Below are 17,634 nucleotides of genomic sequence, written 5' to 3'. Positions count from 1 at the left end.
TACAAGAGGCGTTTTCGTATACATCACATTTCCATCGTCGAGCGCAGGCCGGCTCGGGCGACAGATCCGCGTCAGATCACAGCCGTCGCGTTATCATGCCGCTCCTGATGAGCAATTCTGGATTAATGAACGGCATGACAACCTGGCTGACGGTGGTGGGAATCGGTGAAGACGGCTTCAAGGGCCTGGGCAAGAATGCCCGGCATGCTCTGCTGAGCGCTTCGCGGATCATCGGCGGTCAGCGCCAACTGGACTTGCTGCCGCCGTGTATCGGTGGCGAACGCCAAGTGTGGCCGAGCCCGTTTTCGCTGGCGCCAGTGTTGGCGCTGCGGGGTCAAGCGGTGTGTGTGCTGGCCAGCGGCGACCCGATGTTCTATGGCGTCGGTGCCAGTCTGGCGCGGCTGATTCCCAGCGAAGAGATGCTGATACTGCCCGCGCCGTCCTCCTGCTCTCTCGCTGCCGCCCGTCTTGGCTGGCCGTTACAGGATGTGGTGATTGTGTCGCTGGTCGCCCGGCCGCTGGCAGCGCTCAACGCGCAATTGGTCAGCGGTGTGCGCCTGTTGCTGCTGAGCAATGACGGTCAGAGCCCTGCTGCGGTGGCGGCGATGTTGCGCGAACGCGGCTTCGGCCCGAGCCGCATGAGTGTGCTGGAACATCTGGGTGGCGCAGCCGAACGACGGATCGACAGCACCGCGCGCGACTGGAACGACGAGCCAGTGGCCGACCTCAACGTGATCGCCATCGAATGTCTGGCCGAGGTCCATGCTCCGCGTCTGGCGCGTGTCGCCGGTCTGCCAGACTCAGCCTTTAGCCACGATGGCCAACTGACCAAACGCGACGTGCGCGCCATCACCCTCGCCCGCCTCGCGCCAATCCCCGGCGAGCTGCTGTGGGACGTCGGCGCCGGCAGCGGTTCGATCGGCATTGAATGGATGCGCGCTCACCCGAGCTGCCGCGCCCTGGCCATTGAAGCGGATGAAGGTCGCCAGCAACTGATCGAACACAACCGCGATGCGCTGGGCGTGCCGGGTCTGCAATTGATTCGCGGCAGCGCCCCGCAAGCCTTGGCAGGACTGGAGCGACCGGATGCGATTTTCATCGGTGGCGGCGTCACCCGCGAGGGCGTGCTCGACACCTGCTGGGCACAACTCAAACCCGGCGGCCGACTGGTCGCCAACGCCGTGACGCTGCAAAGTGAAATGACCTTGATGGGCTGGCGCGAACGCCACGGCGGCGAGCTGACGCGAATTCATATTGCTCAGGCGCAACCGCTCGGGGAATTCGATACCTGGCGCCAGGCGCTACCGATTACGTTGCTGGATCTGGTCAAACCCCTCGATGCGTGACGAAACCGCCGAACAACCCGCGCCCCTGCGCAGCGGCCTGACCACCGGCAGTTGCGCCACCGCCACCAGCCTCGCCGCCGCGCGTCTGTTGCTGGGTGGTGGCGCGGCGGATGCGGTGCAGATCACCCTGCCCAAGGGCAAGCAGGTGCAGATGCGTCTGGAATTCTGCCGTTTGAGCGAGGGCGGCGCCGAAGCCGGAACGATCAAGGATGCCGGTGACGACCCCGATGTAACGCACGGAGCGCTGCTTTATTCGCAGGTGCGACTGCTGGCCGAGCCGGGCATTCGCTTTATCGCCGGCGCCGGTGTCGGCACCGTGACCCGGCCGGGGCTGGTGCTTGGCGTCGGCGAGCCGGCGATCAATCCGGTGCCACGCCGGATGATCAGCGATCACCTGCACCTGCTTGCCGCCGAGACTGGTTATGCCGGTGGTTTCGAAGTCACGGTCAACGTTGAGGGCGGCGCAGCGCTGGCGCTGAAAACCATGAACCCGCGTCTGGGTATTCTCGGCGGTCTGTCGATCCTCGGCACCAGTGGCATCGTCCGGCCGTTCTCCTGCGCGGCCTACATCGCCTCGATTCACCAAGGCATCGACGTGGCGAAAACCAACGGCTACCTACACATCGCCGCCTGCACCGGCAACGCCAGCGAGGACACCATGCGCCGGGTCTACGACCTGCCGGAAATCGCCCTGATCGAAATGGGCGATTTTGTCGGCGCAGTGCTCAAGCATCTGCGCAAAGTGCCGGTAGATAAACTCAGCCTGTGCGGCGGTTTTGGCAAGATCAGCAAACTGGCGGCCGGACACATGGATTTGCACTCGCGACATTCAAGCATCGACCTGCCGCAACTGGCCTCATGGGCGGCGGCGATTGGCGCCGATGAGGTTTTGCAGCACGGCATTCGTGCGGCGAACACCAGTCAGCAGGCGCTGGCGATGGCCAGTGCGGCGGGCATCGCCCTCGGTGATGAAGTCTGCCGCCATGCGCTGAATTTCGCCCGCAGCGTGGTGCCGACGCAGGTCCAGGTCGAGGTGTTCGCGATTGATCGTCAGGGCGGCATCGTCGGCCACGCCGGAGGTTTTGCATGAAGCGGATCTTGTTGCTCGGCGGCGTCACCGAAGCGCTGGCCATCGCCCGTACGTTGGGGCCGCAACACATTTACAGCCTGGCCGGCGTGGGGCGGGTGCCGACCGACCTGACTTGCCAAGTGCGCGTCGGCGGCTACGGCGGTGCCGAAGGACTGGCGCAGTTCGTTCGCACTGAGGGCATCGGCCTGCTGTTCGACGCGACCCACCCCTACGCCGCACAAATCAGCCACAACGCCGCCCGCGCCGCGCAACTCGCCGGCATCCCCTGCTGGGCGCTGCGCCGTCCCGCGTGGCAGCCGCAAGCGGGCGACGACTGGCGTGAAGTCAGTGACTGGGCCGAGCTGATCAACGCCCTTGAACCGTTCCGCCGCCCGCTGTTCACCCTCGGCCGCGAACCGCTGCAGCACCTCGATGAAATCCCCGCCCACCAGTTCTGGACCCTGCGCGCCCTCGACGTCTACCCCGGCAACGCACGCTGCGAAGTCATCGGCGCCCGCGGGCCGTTTCTGCTGGAAGATGAACGCGCGCTGTTCGAACGCCGGCAGATCGACGTGTTGATCAGCAAGAACAGCGGCAGCACTGCGACCGAGCCGAAGCTGGAAGTGGCGCGCGAGCGTGGGGTGCCGGTGATGGTGTTGAAGCGGCCGGTGTTGCCGGGGGTTGATCGGGAGTTTCTGACGACGTCTGAAGTCCTTGCTGGCCTCGCTTCCTTCAACCGGATTTAACTCATCGCAAATCTCAAAGACGCCTTCGCGGGCAAGCCCGCTCCCACAGTGGTCAGTGCCGGCCACATTGTCTATGTACGCCGCCGATCCTGTGGGAGCGGGCTTGCCCGCGAAGGCGTCAGTCCTGTAATCCTCTGTCCTTTGCCCTACAGCGAAACCGGATGCGGCATACAACAACTTAAAGAACCACTGACTGCCCGCTAAATGCCGGTTATATGCTCACGTGGGCCGTGAGAGCCACTGCAAAGCATTGAGCAGCAATGGCAATCCTGAATTCGCGACTATCATGAAAGTCATGAAAGCGTTGGGGTGAAATTGCATGCCGTCGCGGTTTGATTGATCTGCGACACCAAACCGCACGACGCTTTTTTACTTATCGGCCCTGATCAGGCTAAATAGCCGCGCCTGATTGCCCACCCAACGGATCTGTCCCATGAACCGACACCGGCTCGCATTTGCCTGGATCGCCTGCTTTGCAGTGCTGTTCAACATGCTCGCCATGCCGATGACCGGGGCGATGGCGCAGGCGGCCAATTCACCGGCCGAACAATTGCTCTGGAGCAGTTTCTGCACCGGTAGCGGGACGAAAATGGTGGCCATCGACATCGGCACCCCGCAGCAGAAAGCCCCGTCCAACGACAGCCATTCCAACATGCAGCATTGCTGGTGCTGCTCGGGCTCAGCGCCGCTGGTGGCGCTGCCGGGTCATGCTCCGCAGCTGTATTTCGCTCGCTATGAAAGCAATCGCAGCGTGGCACCGCCCACGTTGCAAACGCCAACACCGCGCCAGCAATGGCCCAGTCTCAATCCCCGCGCCTCGCCTCTGGTTTGATTTGTTCTCGCAATTGACCTGCGTATCAAATCGTTCTGGAGACCTGCCATGTTGAACAAACTCATCGTCATCGCTGCGCTGTTGCTGCCGGCGTGCTTCGCCCATGCCCACGAATACAAGGCCGGCGAGCTGGAAATCGCGCATCCGTGGTCGCAGGAACTGCCGCCGAATGCGCCGACCGTCGCCGCTTATTTCGTGATCAGCAATCCCGGCGACACCGACGACCGCCTGCTCAGCGTCGATTCGCCGATCACTGACCAGGCGCAACTGCACGAACACGTGATGCAGGGCGATCTGATGAAAATGCAGCAGGTGCCCAGCGTGGTGATTCCGGCCGGCGGCAAGGTGACATTCGCGCCGATGGCTTATCACGTGATGCTGCTCAACCCGAAAGACCGCAGCCTGCTCAGCGACGGCAAACGCTTCCCGCTGACCCTGCATTTCGACAAGGCCGGTGATGTGACCGTCGAAGTCGCGGTACAGAAAAAGCCACCGGAAACCAAAGCGCACGACCACGCCCAGTAATCGATCCGGCTGAGCACACCCGTGCGCCCGCAACGCGCCGGGGCGTCCAGCAAGCATCGCCAGAGCCACACGCTGACTCGCGGTAGCTGGATCGCCCTGTTCGCCATGTTGATGATATTCATCGGCCCGCTGATTTCTCAGTCGATGCCGATGGATCAACACGCCTCGACATCCATGCCGATGAGCATGGACATGTCGATGGACATGGCGGGCATGGATCACTCCGCGCATGACGCGAAACCCTCGGCCGAACACTGCCCGCCGCAATCCTCGCACCATGTGCTGTGGGAGAAGTGCGGTTACTGCAGCCTGCTGTTCAACTGCCCGGCGCTGACCGGTGGCGGCAGCTTCGCCACCTTCAGCATCGCCCACGTCAATACGTTCACCGCGCCCTCCCCGCGCCTGGGCCATGCCCGGCAAACCTTCTTCCCCGGCGCCCGCACCCGCGCCCCGCCCATCGCCGCGTAAACCCCGCACCTTTGATTGCACACGATTGAGAAGACAGCTTCAGGCTGCCGGCCGTGTCGTTTACGACTGTTTGATGGAAATTGTCATGTCCAGGTTTTCCGCTGTTCCACGTTTGAGCACTGCTCGGGCGTCCTCCGCCTTGAACGAATCGCGCATTCGTTTCTCGCACGCTGTCGCCGCCCTTTGCGGCGTCCTGTTGTCCCCACTGGTCCACGCCGATGAGCACGCCGGCCACACTGAAGAACTGAGTCCGACGGTGATCACCGCCATCGCCCCGAGCTCGCCGCTGACCATCGTCACCAATCTCAAGGATCCGCGCCAACCAGTGCCAGCCAGCGACGGCGGCGATTACCTGAAGACCATTCCCGGCTTCGCCCTGGTGCGCAATGGCGGCACCAACGGCGATCCGGTGCTGCGCGGCATGTTCGGTTCGCGCCTGAATATCCTCACCAACGGCAGCATGTTGCTCGGCGCCTGCCCCGGGCGCATGGACGCGCCGACCTCGTACATCTCGCCGGAAACCTACGACCAACTCACAGTGATCAAAGGCCCGCAAAGCGTGCTCTGGGGGCCCGGCGCATCAGCCGGCACGATCCTCTTTGACCGGGAGCCGGAAAGCTTCGGCGAACTCGGTACGCGGCTGAACGCCAGCGTACTGGCCGGCTCCAACGGGCGCTTCGACAAGGTCATCGACGCTGCTGCCGGCGGGCCGTTGGGTTACGTGCGGGTGATCGGCAACACCGCGCACTCCGACGACTACCGCGACGGCAATAACGACACGGTGCCGTCGCGCTACGACAAGTGGAACGGTGACATCGCGCTCGGCTGGACCCCGGACACCGACACCCTGATCGAACTCACCGCCGGCAAGGGCGACGGCGAAGCGCGCTACGCCGGACGCGGCATGGACGGTTCGCAGTTCCTGCGCGAAAGCCTCGGCCTGCGCTTCGAAAAATCCAACATCACTGAGGTGCTGGAAAAACTCGAGGCACAGGTCTACTACAACTACGCCGACCATGTGATGGACAACTACACCCTGCGCACGCCGTCCGGCACCGGAATGATGGCCGGGCCGATGGCGTCCAACGTCGACCGCCGTACTCTCGGCGCGCGGATCAAGGCCACCTGGCGCTGGGCCGATATCCAGTTGATCACCGGCCTCGATGCGCAGACCAACGAGCACCGCCAGCGCAGCGGCATGGGCATCGACACTTACAAGGATCAACCGTACAGCAAGGACGCCGACTTCCATAACTATGGCGTGTTCAGCGAAATGACCTGGTACGCCGCGGACCGTGATCGACTGGTCACCGGCGCCCGGGTTGATCGTGCCTCGGCCAAGGATTATCGACAGAGCATTGGCTCGGGGATGATGAGCCGGCCAAACCCGACCGCCGACGACACCCGCGCCGACACGCTGCCCAGTGGTTTCGTGCGTTACGAGCATGACCTGGCCAACAGCCCGGCCACGCTGTACGCCGGCCTCGGTCATGCGCAGCGTTTTCCGGATTACTGGGAACTGTTTTCGCCCAAGTCCGGCCCGGCAGGCTCACTCAATGCGTTCGACTCGATCAAGCCGGAAAAGACCACCCAGTTCGACTTTGGCGTGAACTACAAGACCGCCGAACTCGAAGCCTGGGCCTCGGGTTACATCGGCGTGGTGCGCGATTACATCCTGTTCGATTACACACCGACGATGATGGGCATGAGCAGCTCCCGCGCGGAAAACATCGACGCGCGGATCATGGGTGGCGAACTCGGCGCAGCGTACAAGCTCACCGAGCACTGGAAAGCCGACGCGACCCTGGCCTACGCCTGGGGCAAGAACAGCAGCGACGGCCAGGCCCTGCCGCAAATGCCGCCGCTGGATGCGCGTTTCGGCCTCATGTACAGCGAAAACAACTGGAGCGCCGGGGCGCTGTGGCGGGTGGTGGCGGCGCAAAACCGCATCGACCAGAACAAGGGCAACGTGGTCGGCAAGGACTACGACAAGAGCGGTGGTTTCGGCGTGTTCTCGCTCAACGGCGCCTACCGGATCAACAAACACTGGAAGGTCAGCAGCGGCGTCGACAACCTGTTCGGCAAGGCTTACGCCGAACACCTGAACCTGGCGGGCAACGCCGGTTTCGGCTATCCGGCCAACGACCCGCAAGCGATCAATGAACCAGGGCGCACGCTCTGGACCAAGGTCGACATGAGTTTCTAACAGTCCAATCCCACCCTGTGGGAGCGAGCTTGCTCGCGAAGGGGGCGGCACATCCAACATCGATGTGGCCTGATACGCCGCCTTCGCGAGCAAGCTCGCTCCCACAAGGGTGCAGAACAACTAAAAAATCCAAGCCAAGCGGAGCAAACGTGATGCAAAAGCCCCAACCGAATTTCTACAACCTGGCCTGGCGCTGGCATTTCTACGCCGGTCTGTTCGTCGCCCCGTTCATGGTGATGCTGGCCCTGACCGGCATCATTTATTTGTTCAAACCGCAACTCGACTCACTGATGTACAGCAGCCTGCTCAACGTCCCGGCCGGGCATCACACAGTGCCGGCCGACGACCTGCTGCAGCGGGTGAAAAACGCTTATCCACAGGGGCAGATCACCCAGTACCTGCCGCCAGCCAACGCCGAACGCAGTGCCCAGTTTGTCGTGAAGAGTCAGGGCCACGAACTCAACGTCTTCGTTGATCCGTACCACGGCGACATCCTTGGCGAGCAGGATGCCAAGCAGAATCTGCAAGCCATCGCCCGGCAGATTCACGGTGAGCTGATGATCGGCACGGTGGGTGACCGCCTGATCGAAATGGCCGCTGGCTGGGGCGTGGTGCTGGTGGTTTCCGGGGTATTCCTGTGGTGGCCGCGCGGTCAGGCGGCGGGGATTTTGTGGCCGCGGCTGAACCGTCGTGGTCGCCTGTTGTGGCGCGACCTGCACGCGGTCACCGGATTCTGGGGCGCAGGGTTATTGTTGGTGATGCTGCTCAGCGGCATGACCTGGACCGGGTTCTGGGGCAAGCAGTACGTCCAGGTGTGGAACGTGTTTCCGGCCGCGATGTGGGACAACGTACCGACCTCCGACATCGAGGCCGGCAGCCTCAACAGCGCTGCACGGCAGACCGTGCCCTGGGCGATGGAAAACACACCGATGCCGATGTCCGGCGATCATGCCGAACACATGGCTCACGGCGGCATGAACCACGGCCCGGCCGCGCCGATCATCAGCCTGCAAGCAGTGCAGGACATCGCGGCTGAGCGCAAACTCGAGCCGGGCTACAGCATCACCCTGCCGAGCACCGCCACCGGCGTATTCACTATCGCCGTATTCGCCGACGACCCGCGCAACGACGCCACCCTGCACGTCGATCAATACACCGGCAAGGTGCTGGCCGATGTACGTTTCGAACAGTACGGCGCAGTGGCGCGGGCCACGGAAATCGGCGTGATGTTGCACGAAGGCAAGATGTTCGGCACCGTCAACCAGATCATCGTGCTGCTGATTTGCCTGATGATTCTGCTCAGCGCCGTCAGCGGTGTGGTGATCTGGTGGAAACGCCGGCCACAAGGCAGGTTCGGCGTACCGCCGCTGCGTCATGATCTGCCGAAGTGGAAAACCGGCGTGGCGATCATGCTGGTGCTGGCGGTGATATTCCCGTTGGTGGGCGCTTCGCTGGTGGTGGTGTGGTTGCTGGATCTCTGGCTGGCGCCGCGCTTCGGCAAACAGGTGGAATCGTCAGCATCTTCTTCATGATGCAGCCGGGAAGTGCGGAGAAAACGTGCTGTAAATAATCCTGGCTAACGGCCCTGATGCTGTTCACTCAAATTTTACAGAACCTTGTGGCGAGGGGATTTAGCCACAGGTTAAGTGAACAGTATCAGGCTAGCGGCCGGCTTGTTCAGTGCTAAAACCGTCCGCCCGGCTCGCCGTTGAGAAACGGCGAGCCGGGCGGACCCTCTGTTTCAGATCGCATCAACCTTTTCGCGGGCAAGCTCGCTCCCGCACTGGTTTCGCGGGGGAACAAGCCTCTGGCGGTGCGGCCATTACCGACAGTACCTCGTCTGACACTTACAACTCGTCGCGCTGAAACTTCACCGGGGCCACCGGGAACTGCTGGCGGCTGACCTTCCATTGATTGCCCAGACGCCCCGTGCGGTTCCAGTAGAACGCGGCCTTCAAGACCCGCAGTTCACCCATCTCGGCCAGTTTCGAGATGAACTCTGCGGTCGATAACTTGATGCGCCATTGCCCTGCGACCCATTCCTTTTCCTTGGTCAGCAGCAATTTTTTCTCATCTTCCCACCAGGTCGGCACGTACTTGATCAATGCCCCATGAGGCGTCGAGTAGTAATACATCTGCAGCGCAAAGCCCTTGGCTTTCAAGGCATGGGTGTGCACATACATGAACCACGGCGAAGGAAAGTTGGCATACACCTTTTCCTCATCGGCGGCCGGCAAGGTCGTGCCCGAGAAATACAGTTGATGGCTGGCCAGCACCTCGAAACCGGCGGCAAAGCGTGGCGCCTTGTTGCGCGGATTGGTGTCCGGGTCACTCGCCGTGCGAAAGATCCGCTCCATCGGTCCATTGGTCTGGTCCCGACGTGACAACGGCTCCAGCCCGCAGTAGGTGTTGGTATTGGGGCGCGTCAGAATTGCACTTTCGTAGGTGGTAAAGCGCCCGGGGGAGTTGACCGCACGCTGTTGAATATAGCGGGCGGCGTCGTCCGGATGATGAAACACCGGCCCCATGGCCAGCTCGGGCTTCCAGCTCCACAACTCCTGCTCGCTCATGCCCGACTGACGCGGTTGCCACTCACCCCGGACGTAACCCTTGCCCCAGAACGCGCTCGGCACCAGCACTTCCAGGGTCCCGGCACGTGCCATGCGCCGAATATAGCTCTGCAAGGAAAAGCGCTGCTCGCGTATATCACGCTCGTCAGCATTGGCCTGATCGATCAGTCCGAACTTGTTGGAAAACAGCGCTGACTGACCGAACTCATCCAGCGTCTTGCCTGGCTCGAAGGGGTCCATTTCGAACCGCAGCAAGGCGCCGTCGCTGCACGACAGATAGACCGGTTTATACGCCTGTCCCAATTTGGCTCGGGCGAGCAGCAGGTGCACCGCGAGCGGGGAGAAAAAGTGCGCGCGGTCGCCGTCTTCTGCACGGTCGCCAGTGCGTGCGGCGCACAGGTAAACCGCATTGATCTTATACCCCGACAGTGGCTTGCCTTCGGGGAAGACCCTGTCGTAGGCCAGCGCCGAATTCTGCAGTGCAATGGGCAAGGTGCTGACGAACTGTTTGTGGCGCTCGTTGTACAGAATGAAACCGAAGCTGGCCACGCCACGCTCGCCGGCCCGCTCGTGGGCATAACGAGCCGCCGCGGCTTCCTGGGCAAAGGCCGGGCTGTAGCGCGGCTCGCTGATGGCAGGCGTGTAAAGGCGCGGCGGCGAAGGGTGCTTGAGCGACGCTGCACTGAACTCGCTGACAGCGCGTGGCGCGCCCCAGGTCGGACTGCCTGACACTACGCGCAGATAGCCATTGCGGGCCAGGGAATCGACCCACTTGTACGGGGTCAGTTGCCCTTCGTGAATGCGCTTGCGAATCCACGCGGCATCCAGGTCGTGGGGCAGGCTGGCAAAGTCGGTCAGTGCGCTGGCCAGGTTGGCCCGGAACTGGTTCCACACGCCACATTGATAGCGGATCACCGAGCCGTCCGGGCCGAACAGGTATTCATCCTGCATCCGGCCCTCACGCTGAAACGCGCTGTACACCACGTCCACCGAGAGCATGTTCAGATACAGCTGCTTTTGCGTGCTATCGAGCACCACAGGCACTTCCCGCGCCGACCGCGAGCGGTAGCGTGCGACGATCGAGCATCCGGCGGGGAACAGCCCGGCGCTGACGCTTTCATCGGGGAAGATCCAGTCCACGGAGAAGTTTTCCTCAGGCGTGATGACCGGCAGCGTGGCGACGAACAATCCATCGGCGCGGCGCAGCACCAGCCCGCCGAAGATCCTGTCGGCCGTCGCGGGCACCTCGGCGCGCGCCGCCAGCGCAGCGTCATCGGCGGTCGGGAAAGCCGCGCTCAACAGGCGGCGCTCGATGTGCCGTGCCGGCAACCATTCGCTGTCGATCCGGCCGGGCCGATCCCAACAGGTGTTGGGGTGCAGCACGCTGAGTTCACCACTGTTGGCCACCACCCGGACGAAGCCGGTTGACGACAACGTGCCGGCAACCAGATTGGACTGGATGTCATCCAGCGTCAGGTGCGGCGTGTTGTTATCGAACAGCTTGCTGTTGGGGCGCATGAGGTACTTGAGCAAGGCGCCATCCTGGGTCGCGATGTAGGTCGGGATCGACCCCCTGCCCTCCACCACCGGCGGGCGCCGCGAGTCATACACGGCGACGAACAGATCCCTGGGTACGATGAAGTGCTCGGCCAGCCAGCCGCGGTTCGGGCGAAAGCGGGTCACCCGTTGCCGGGAATAAAAATACGCGTAACGCCGAAAGCCCTGGGGCATGGCCGACTGCGTGGCGTGGGGCGATTCAGGAAACAGACTGTGCCGGGAAAACAGCTTGTCACGCACGCCGTTGACCGCCACCAGTTCCGAGGCGATGTATTCCTCCAGGCCTTCGCGCTTGAGGATGAAGCCGAACCATGTCCGCTCCTGATCACGGTACTGCACACCACGAGCGAAACGGTCTTGCGCGGCGGCATCAGCCGAAGCGAATACGGCACCGAACGACACCGGTTTGGGCACTGGCCGCTCGCCCATTTCCGGGTAGGCGCCCCAATGCTCGGTGAGGGTTTGCCGGTGCCCCCACAACGCGTTGTCGATGACGATGCGTAACGTACCGGCACTCGCCACCTGCTGCACGAAGGCGATGGGCAGCACACTGCCCTGCTCCAGGCCCTGCGCCAGCGGCCCCGGATGCGCCAGCGTACCCAGGCGCTGCAACAGCGCAGGCCAACTGACCGGGTCCGATTCAAACCACAGCAGACTGTCTTCGGCCCCCGACAAGTAGGCCGGCACCCCTTGCGCGACGATGTGAAACAACTCGTGAATGCTGAACATCTGCAAGCTGATGATCGCATCCGTGCGCGTCCACTTCAGACGCTCGATCCGTGCCGCATCCAGCGTCGACAACGCCTGATGCGAGTAGAACAGGCTGTGCAGGACGTGCTTGTCCGGGTACATCGCGCGCCCGGCCGCGTCCACTGCAAACAGCTGTTGATCCAGCAGGTCGCCACCGGCCTCGACCGGCTCGGTGACAACATAGCGCTGCTCGCGCTGAAAAATCATCGCAAGAAATTGCCGGTCACGGCGCTCGCCAACCCGTTCATGGGCGTAGCGGGCCGCATCATCGGCACTTAGAAATTCGCGACTCATCAGTGGCGCGGTGCGGTGAGGTGTTGTTTGTTCTTCCATGAGCACTCCGGATCCATTGGGTTTTGTGCGGAGTGTCAAAGCTATCCCGCGAGCGCGGTCGGCCGGTGGTAGATAGATAGTGCAGGCACCACTTGAGCGCACAGCCGTGCCCGCTCCGTCGCCGAGCGCCCATCGATGGTGCGCGCCGCCACTCACCCAGCCCGGGAAAGCAGCGGAACCAAGCCTTGCCCGCGTTCGGCACAGCCCTTGCTAAAGCCCCTTCAGTCGTCCGTATCTGCCAACCAAGAAAAATTAAACGTTCATGGAGATCGCACAATGAAGCGTCGCAGTTTGATCAAGGCTTTCACTCTCTCGGCAAGCATCGCCGCGATGGGCATGACCTGGACTGTCCAGGCGGCCGAGACCATCAAGGTCGGGATTCTGCATTCGTTGTCCGGGACCATGGCGATCTCCGAAACGTCGCTCAAAGACATGGCGTTGATGACCATCGACGAGATCAACGCCAAGGGCGGCGTCAACGGCAAGATGCTCGAACCGGTCGTGGTCGACCCGGCGTCGAACTGGCCGCTGTTCGCCGAAAAGGGCCGGCAGTTGCTGACCCAGGACAAGGTGGCGGTGGTGTTCGGCTGCTGGACTTCGGTTTCACGCAAATCGGTGCTGCCGGTGTTCGAAGAACTCAATGGTCTGCTGTTCTACCCGGTGCAATACGAAGGCGAAGAAATGTCGCCGAACGTGTTCTACACCGGCGCCGCACCAAACCAGCAAGCGATCCCGGCGGTGGAATACCTGATGAGCGAAGAAGGCGGCAGCGCCAAGCGTTTCTTCCTGCTCGGCACCGACTACGTCTACCCGCGCACCACCAACAAGATCCTGCGCTCGTTCCTGCACTCCAAAGGCGTGGCCGACAAGGACATCGAAGAGGTCTACACCCCGTTCGGTCACAGCGATTACCAGACCATCGTCGCCAACATCAAAAAGTTTTCGGCGGGCGGCAAGACGGCGGTCATCTCCACCGTCAATGGCGACTCCAACGTGCCGTTCTACAAAGAGCTGGCCAACCAGGGCCTGAAAGCCACCGACGTTCCGGTGGTGGCGTTCTCGGTGGGCGAAGAAGAACTGCGCGGCATCGACACCAAACCACTGGTGGGCAACCTCGCGGCGTGGAACTACTTCGAGTCGGTCGAGAACCCGGTGAACAAGAAGTTCGTCGCTGACTGGAAAGCCTACGCGAAGAAACACAACCTGCCGGGCGCCGACAAAGCCGTGACCAACGACCCGATGGAAGCCACCTACGTCGGCATCCACATGTGGGCGCAGGCCGCTGAAAAAGCCAAATCCACCGACGTCGACAAGGTCCGCGAAGCACTGGCCGGACAGACCTTCGCCGCGCCGTCGGGCTACACCCTGACCATGGACAAGACCAACCACCACCTGCACAAACCGGTGATGATCGGCGAGATCCAGAGCGACGGTCAGTTCAACGTGGTATGGCAGACCGAAGGCCCGATCCGCGCCCAGCCATGGAGCCCGTTTATCGAGGGCAACGACAAGAAGCCGGATTATGCGGTGAAGAGCAACTGAGTTACCGGATGTCAGTCTTGCGCTTGGCGTGAGGCCGACACAATCCCCCTGTGGGAGCGGGCTTGCTCGCGAAAGCGGACTCACATTCAACATGCCAGTCGACTGACACATTGCTTTCGCGAGCAAGCCCGCTCCCACCATTAGTCCGCGCAAGGCGACTCTTTATGCCGACTGCCTTTTACCGCTTCATTCTCGTCATCGCTCTGCTGTTGCCGATGACTGCCTTCGCCAGCGACGCCGAAGACTTTGTCGCCGCCAACCCCATGCAGCAAGCCAGACTGCTGGAAGCCTGGGCCGCGCAGCCCGATCCGGCGCGTGTCGAATTGCTCAACGCCCTGCAACAAGGCGAACTGAGCATCGACGGCCAGCCGAAACCCCTGCGCCTGAACAACCGCCTGCGGGGTCTGATCGACACCGCACTGGCCAGCCACCAATTGCTCGCCGCCGACGCCAAAATCCGTCTGACTGCCGCGCAGCAATTGCAGAAAAGCGCGAAACCCGCGCAGCTGAAATTCCTCGACCAGCAACTGGCTGGTGAACAAGACCCAAGCGTCCACGCCGCTCTGAGCCTGGCCCTGGCCAATCTGCAACTGGTGGATGCCGACCCGGCGGTGCGTCTGGCTGCGGTGCGCCTGCTCGGTGAAACCGGCGATCCACTGGCGCGCACCCGCCTCGAAGGCTTGCTCGAACCCGGCGTCGAAACCGATGCCGGTGTGCGCACTGCCGCCGAAACCAGCCTCGCCCAGGTCAAACGCAAACTGCTGATCGGCGAAGTGCTCGGTCAGGCGTTCAGCGGCATGTCCCTCGGCTCGATTCTGCTGCTCGCGGCACTCGGTCTGGCGATCACCTTCGGCCTGCTCGGGGTGATCAACATGGCCCATGGCGAGATGCTGATGCTCGGCGCCTACTCGACCTACGTGGTGCAGTTGATGTTCCAGCGCTACGCCCCGCAAGCCATCGAGTTCTACCCGCTGATCGCGCTGCCGGTGGCGTTTTTTGTCACGGCGGCGATCGGCATGGCGCTGGAGCGCACGGTGATTCGCCACCTCTACGGCCGGCCACTGGAAACCCTGCTCGCCACCTGGGGCATCAGCCTGATGCTGATCCAGTTGGTGCGTCTGCTGTTCGGCGCACAGAACGTTGAAGTGGCGAACCCGGCGTGGCTGTCCGGCGGCATTCAAGTGCTGCCGAATCTGGTGCTGCCGTACAACCGCATCGTGATCATCGCCTTCGCCTTGTTCGTGGTGGTACTGACCTGGCTGCTGCTGAACAAAACCCGTCTGGGCCTCAACGTGCGCGCGGTCACGCAGAACCGCAACATGGCCGCCTGCTGTGGCGTGCCCACCGGGCGCGTCGACATGCTCGCCTTCGGCCTCGGCTCGGGCATCGCCGGCCTCGGTGGCGTGGCGCTGAGTCAGATCGGCAACGTCGGCCCAGACCTCGGCCAGAGCTACATCATCGATTCGTTCCTGGTGGTGGTGCTCGGCGGTGTCGGGCAACTCGCCGGCAGCGTGCTCGCGGCGTTCGGCCTGGGCATCGCCAACAAGATTCTCGAACCGCAGATCGGTGCGGTGCTGGGCAAGATCCTGATCCTCGCGTTGATCATTCTGTTCATCCAGAAACGTCCGCAAGGCCTCTTCGCACTGAAAGGACGGGTGATCGACTGATGAACCAGCCTCTACTTGTCACCGCCACACAAAAGGCCGGACCGAAACTCACGCTGGCCGTCGGCGCGGTGATCCTCGCCTTGCTGATCGCCCTGCCGCTGCTCTCGCTGCTGGCGCCCGACAACGCGCTGCACGTCTCGGCGTACACCCTGACGCTGGTCGGCAAAATCCTCTGTTATGCGATCGTCGCGCTGGCGCTGGACCTGGTCTGGGGTTACGCCGGGCTGCTGTCGCTGGGCCACGGGTTGTTCTTCACCCTCGGCGGTTATGCGATGGGCATGTACCTGATGCGCCAGGCCGCCGGTGATGGCCTGCCGGCGTTCATGACCTTTCTGTCGTGGAGCGAATTGCCGTGGTACTGGCGCGGCACCAGCAGTTTTATCTGGTCAATGTGCCTGGTAGTGCTGGCGCCGGGTCTGCTGGCGCTGGTGTTCGGCTTCTTCGCCTTCCGTTCGCGGATCAAGGGCGTGTACTTCTCGATCATGACTCAGGCCCTGACCTTCGCCGGCATGCTCCTGTTTTTCCGCAACGAGACCGGCTTCGGCGGCAACAACGGCTTCACCAATTTCCGCACGATTCTCGGCTTCGGCATTACCGAGCCGGGCACCCGCGCCGTGCTGTTTCTGGCCACGGTGTTGCTGCTGGTCGCCAGCCTGTTCATCGGCTGGCGTCTGGCGCAGAGCAAGTTCGGCCGGGTGCTGACCGCACTGCGCGATGCGGAAAACCGCCTGATGTTCTGCGGTTACGACCCGCGTGGTTTCAAGCTGTTTGTCTGGGTGTTGAGCGCGGTGCTGTGCGGTCTGGCGGGAGCCTTGTATGTGCCGCAAGTAGGCATCATCAACCCCAGCGAAATGTCGCCGACCAACTCCATCGAAGCAGCGGTATGGGTCGCCCTCGGCGGACGCGGAACACTGATCGGCCCGCTGCTCGGCGCCGGCGTGGTCAACGGCATGAAGAGCTGGTTCACCGTGGCCTTCCCCGAATACTGGCTGTTCTTCCTCGGCGCGCTGTTCATCGTCGTGACGCTGTACCTGCCCAAAGGTGTGATCGGTCTGCTGAAGAAACGAGGTGAGCAATGAGAGTCACAGCAACGGCTGAATTCATGCTGGAGCCGGCGTTCTTTCCGGTCGAACCGAACAAGGACGAAGGCACCAGCCGCGACTCGATCGGCCTCGGCCAACGGGTCGGTCCGGGCCTCGACACCCGCCACGGCACGATCCTCACGCTGGAAGACATCAGCGTCAGCTTCGACGGCTTCCGCGCCCTCAACGATCTGAACCTGTACATCGGCGTCGGCGAGTTGCGCTGCATCATCGGCCCGAATGGCGCGGGCAAGACCACGCTGATGGACGTGATCACCGGCAAGACCCGCCCCAGCCACGGCAAGGCCTGGTTCGGCGAAACCCTGGATCTGACGCAAATGAGCGAAGTGCAGATCGCCCAGGCCGGGATCGGCCGCAAGTTCCAGAAGCCGACGGTGTTCGAAGCGCTCAGCGTGTTCGAAAACCTGGAGCTGGCACAGAAAACCGACAAGTCGGTGTGGGCCAGCCTGCGCGCGCGGCTGAGCGGCGAGCAGCGCGACCGGATCAGTGAGGTGCTGGAAACCATTCGCCTGACCTCATCGGTCAATCGCCCGGCAGGCTTGCTGTCCCACGGCCAGAAGCAGTTCCTGGAGATCGGCATGTTGCTGATGCAAGACCCGCAACTGTTGCTGCTCGATGAGCCGGTGGCAGGCATGACCGACGCCGAAACCGACTTCACCGCCGAGCTGTTCAAGTCGCTGGCCGGCAAGCATTCGCTGATGGTGGTGGAGCACGACATGGGTTTTGTCGGCTCGATTGCCGACCACGTGACGGTGTTGCACCAGGGCAGTGTTCTGGCTGAAGGCTCGCTGGAACAGGTGCAGGAAAACGAGCGGGTCATTGAGGTCTACCTCGGCCGCTGAAGCTGCAAACACCTTTCCAATGTGGGAGCGGGCTTGCTCGCGAATGCGGCGTGTCATTCAAAGTTGATGGCGACTGAT

13 protein-coding genes and 1 pseudogene are annotated in these 17,634 nt (G+C 62.6%); 13 read left to right on the top strand and 1 reads right to left on the bottom strand.

Annotated features, from left to right (window positions below; translation table 11 throughout):
• The first annotated feature begins 134 nt into the window (after positions 1 to 134).
• The 9 genes and pseudogenes from cbiE to ACXR0M_RS20230 all read left to right on the top strand — a co-directional run bounded on the left by cbiE (position 135) and on the right by ACXR0M_RS20230 (position 8,724).
• A complete protein-coding gene (gene cbiE, locus ACXR0M_RS20270) occupies positions 135 to 1,346 on the top strand; it encodes a precorrin-6y C5,15-methyltransferase (decarboxylating) subunit CbiE (RefSeq protein ID WP_458833547.1) in 1,212 nt (403 codons plus the stop codon).
• Positions 1,339 to 2,436, top strand: a complete 1,098-nt coding sequence (locus tag ACXR0M_RS20265) for a cobalt-precorrin-5B (C(1))-methyltransferase (protein ID WP_458833546.1) — start codon at positions 1,339 to 1,341, stop codon at positions 2,434 to 2,436. Before cbiE ends, ACXR0M_RS20265 begins: the two co-directional genes overlap by 8 nt.
• On the top strand, positions 2,433 to 3,161 hold the full coding sequence (locus ACXR0M_RS20260; protein WP_458833545.1) for a cobalt-precorrin-6A reductase: 729 nt from the start codon (positions 2,433 to 2,435) through the stop codon (positions 3,159 to 3,161). Before ACXR0M_RS20265 ends, ACXR0M_RS20260 begins: the two co-directional genes overlap by 4 nt.
• Before the next feature lie 217 nt (positions 3,162 to 3,378).
• A pseudogene (locus ACXR0M_RS20255) lies at positions 3,379 to 3,497 on the top strand (helix-turn-helix domain-containing transcriptional regulator); the annotation flags it as partial.
• A 97-nt stretch (positions 3,498 to 3,594) separates the two neighbouring features.
• The gene (locus ACXR0M_RS20250; RefSeq protein ID WP_458833544.1) at positions 3,595 to 3,993 is read left to right on the top strand and encodes a DUF2946 domain-containing protein; all 399 of its coding nucleotides are present in this window, start codon (positions 3,595 to 3,597) and stop codon (positions 3,991 to 3,993) included.
• Between the two features lie 48 nt (positions 3,994 to 4,041).
• A complete protein-coding gene (locus tag ACXR0M_RS20245) occupies positions 4,042 to 4,518 on the top strand; it encodes a copper chaperone PCu(A)C (protein WP_458833543.1) in 477 nt (158 codons plus the stop codon).
• A gap of 21 nt (positions 4,519 to 4,539) precedes the next feature.
• The gene (locus ACXR0M_RS20240) at positions 4,540 to 4,986 is read left to right on the top strand and encodes a DUF2946 domain-containing protein (protein ID WP_458833542.1); all 447 of its coding nucleotides are present in this window, start codon (positions 4,540 to 4,542) and stop codon (positions 4,984 to 4,986) included.
• 85 nt (positions 4,987 to 5,071) lie between these two features.
• Positions 5,072 to 7,192, top strand: coding sequence for a TonB-dependent copper receptor (locus ACXR0M_RS20235; RefSeq protein WP_458833541.1), 2,121 nt, complete (start codon positions 5,072 to 5,074; stop codon positions 7,190 to 7,192).
• A gap of 152 nt (positions 7,193 to 7,344) precedes the next feature.
• Positions 7,345 to 8,724, top strand: coding sequence for a PepSY-associated TM helix domain-containing protein (locus ACXR0M_RS20230; protein ID WP_458833540.1), 1,380 nt, complete (start codon positions 7,345 to 7,347; stop codon positions 8,722 to 8,724).
• 315 nt (positions 8,725 to 9,039) lie between these two features.
• Here the strand turns inward: ACXR0M_RS20230 and ACXR0M_RS20225 are convergent, their stop codons facing one another.
• Positions 9,040 to 12,402: a hypothetical protein gene (locus ACXR0M_RS20225; RefSeq protein ID WP_458833539.1), complete on the bottom strand. Its 3,363-nt coding sequence runs from the start codon at positions 12,400 to 12,402 to the stop codon at positions 9,040 to 9,042.
• Between the two features lie 276 nt (positions 12,403 to 12,678).
• On the opposite strand from ACXR0M_RS20225, the gene urtA reads away from it, so the two are divergent.
• The 4 genes from urtA to urtD all read left to right on the top strand — a co-directional run bounded on the left by urtA (position 12,679) and on the right by urtD (position 17,556).
• Positions 12,679 to 13,944, top strand: coding sequence for an urea ABC transporter substrate-binding protein (urtA, locus tag ACXR0M_RS20220; RefSeq protein WP_458833538.1), 1,266 nt, complete (start codon positions 12,679 to 12,681; stop codon positions 13,942 to 13,944).
• Positions 13,945 to 14,108: 164 nt separating this feature from the next.
• Entirely contained in the window at positions 14,109 to 15,611 is a 1,503-nt protein-coding gene (urtB, locus tag ACXR0M_RS20215) for an urea ABC transporter permease subunit UrtB (protein WP_458833537.1), read from the top strand.
• The gene (gene urtC / locus ACXR0M_RS20210) at positions 15,611 to 16,690 is read left to right on the top strand and encodes an urea ABC transporter permease subunit UrtC (RefSeq protein WP_458833536.1); all 1,080 of its coding nucleotides are present in this window, start codon (positions 15,611 to 15,613) and stop codon (positions 16,688 to 16,690) included. Before urtB ends, urtC begins: the two co-directional genes overlap by 1 nt.
• Positions 16,687 to 17,556 carry an urea ABC transporter ATP-binding protein UrtD gene (gene urtD, locus ACXR0M_RS20205; protein ID WP_458833535.1) on the top strand — a complete coding sequence of 290 codons (870 nt, stop codon included), beginning with the start codon at positions 16,687 to 16,689 and terminating at the stop codon, positions 17,554 to 17,556. Before urtC ends, urtD begins: the two co-directional genes overlap by 4 nt.
• The last annotated feature ends 78 nt before the right edge of the window (positions 17,557 to 17,634 follow it).

The sequence above is a fragment of the Pseudomonas sp. Eth.TT006 genome (genome assembly GCF_054456575.1).
Note: the sequence above shows the minus strand (reverse complement) of the source record. Positions and strands in the feature narration are given on the sequence as shown.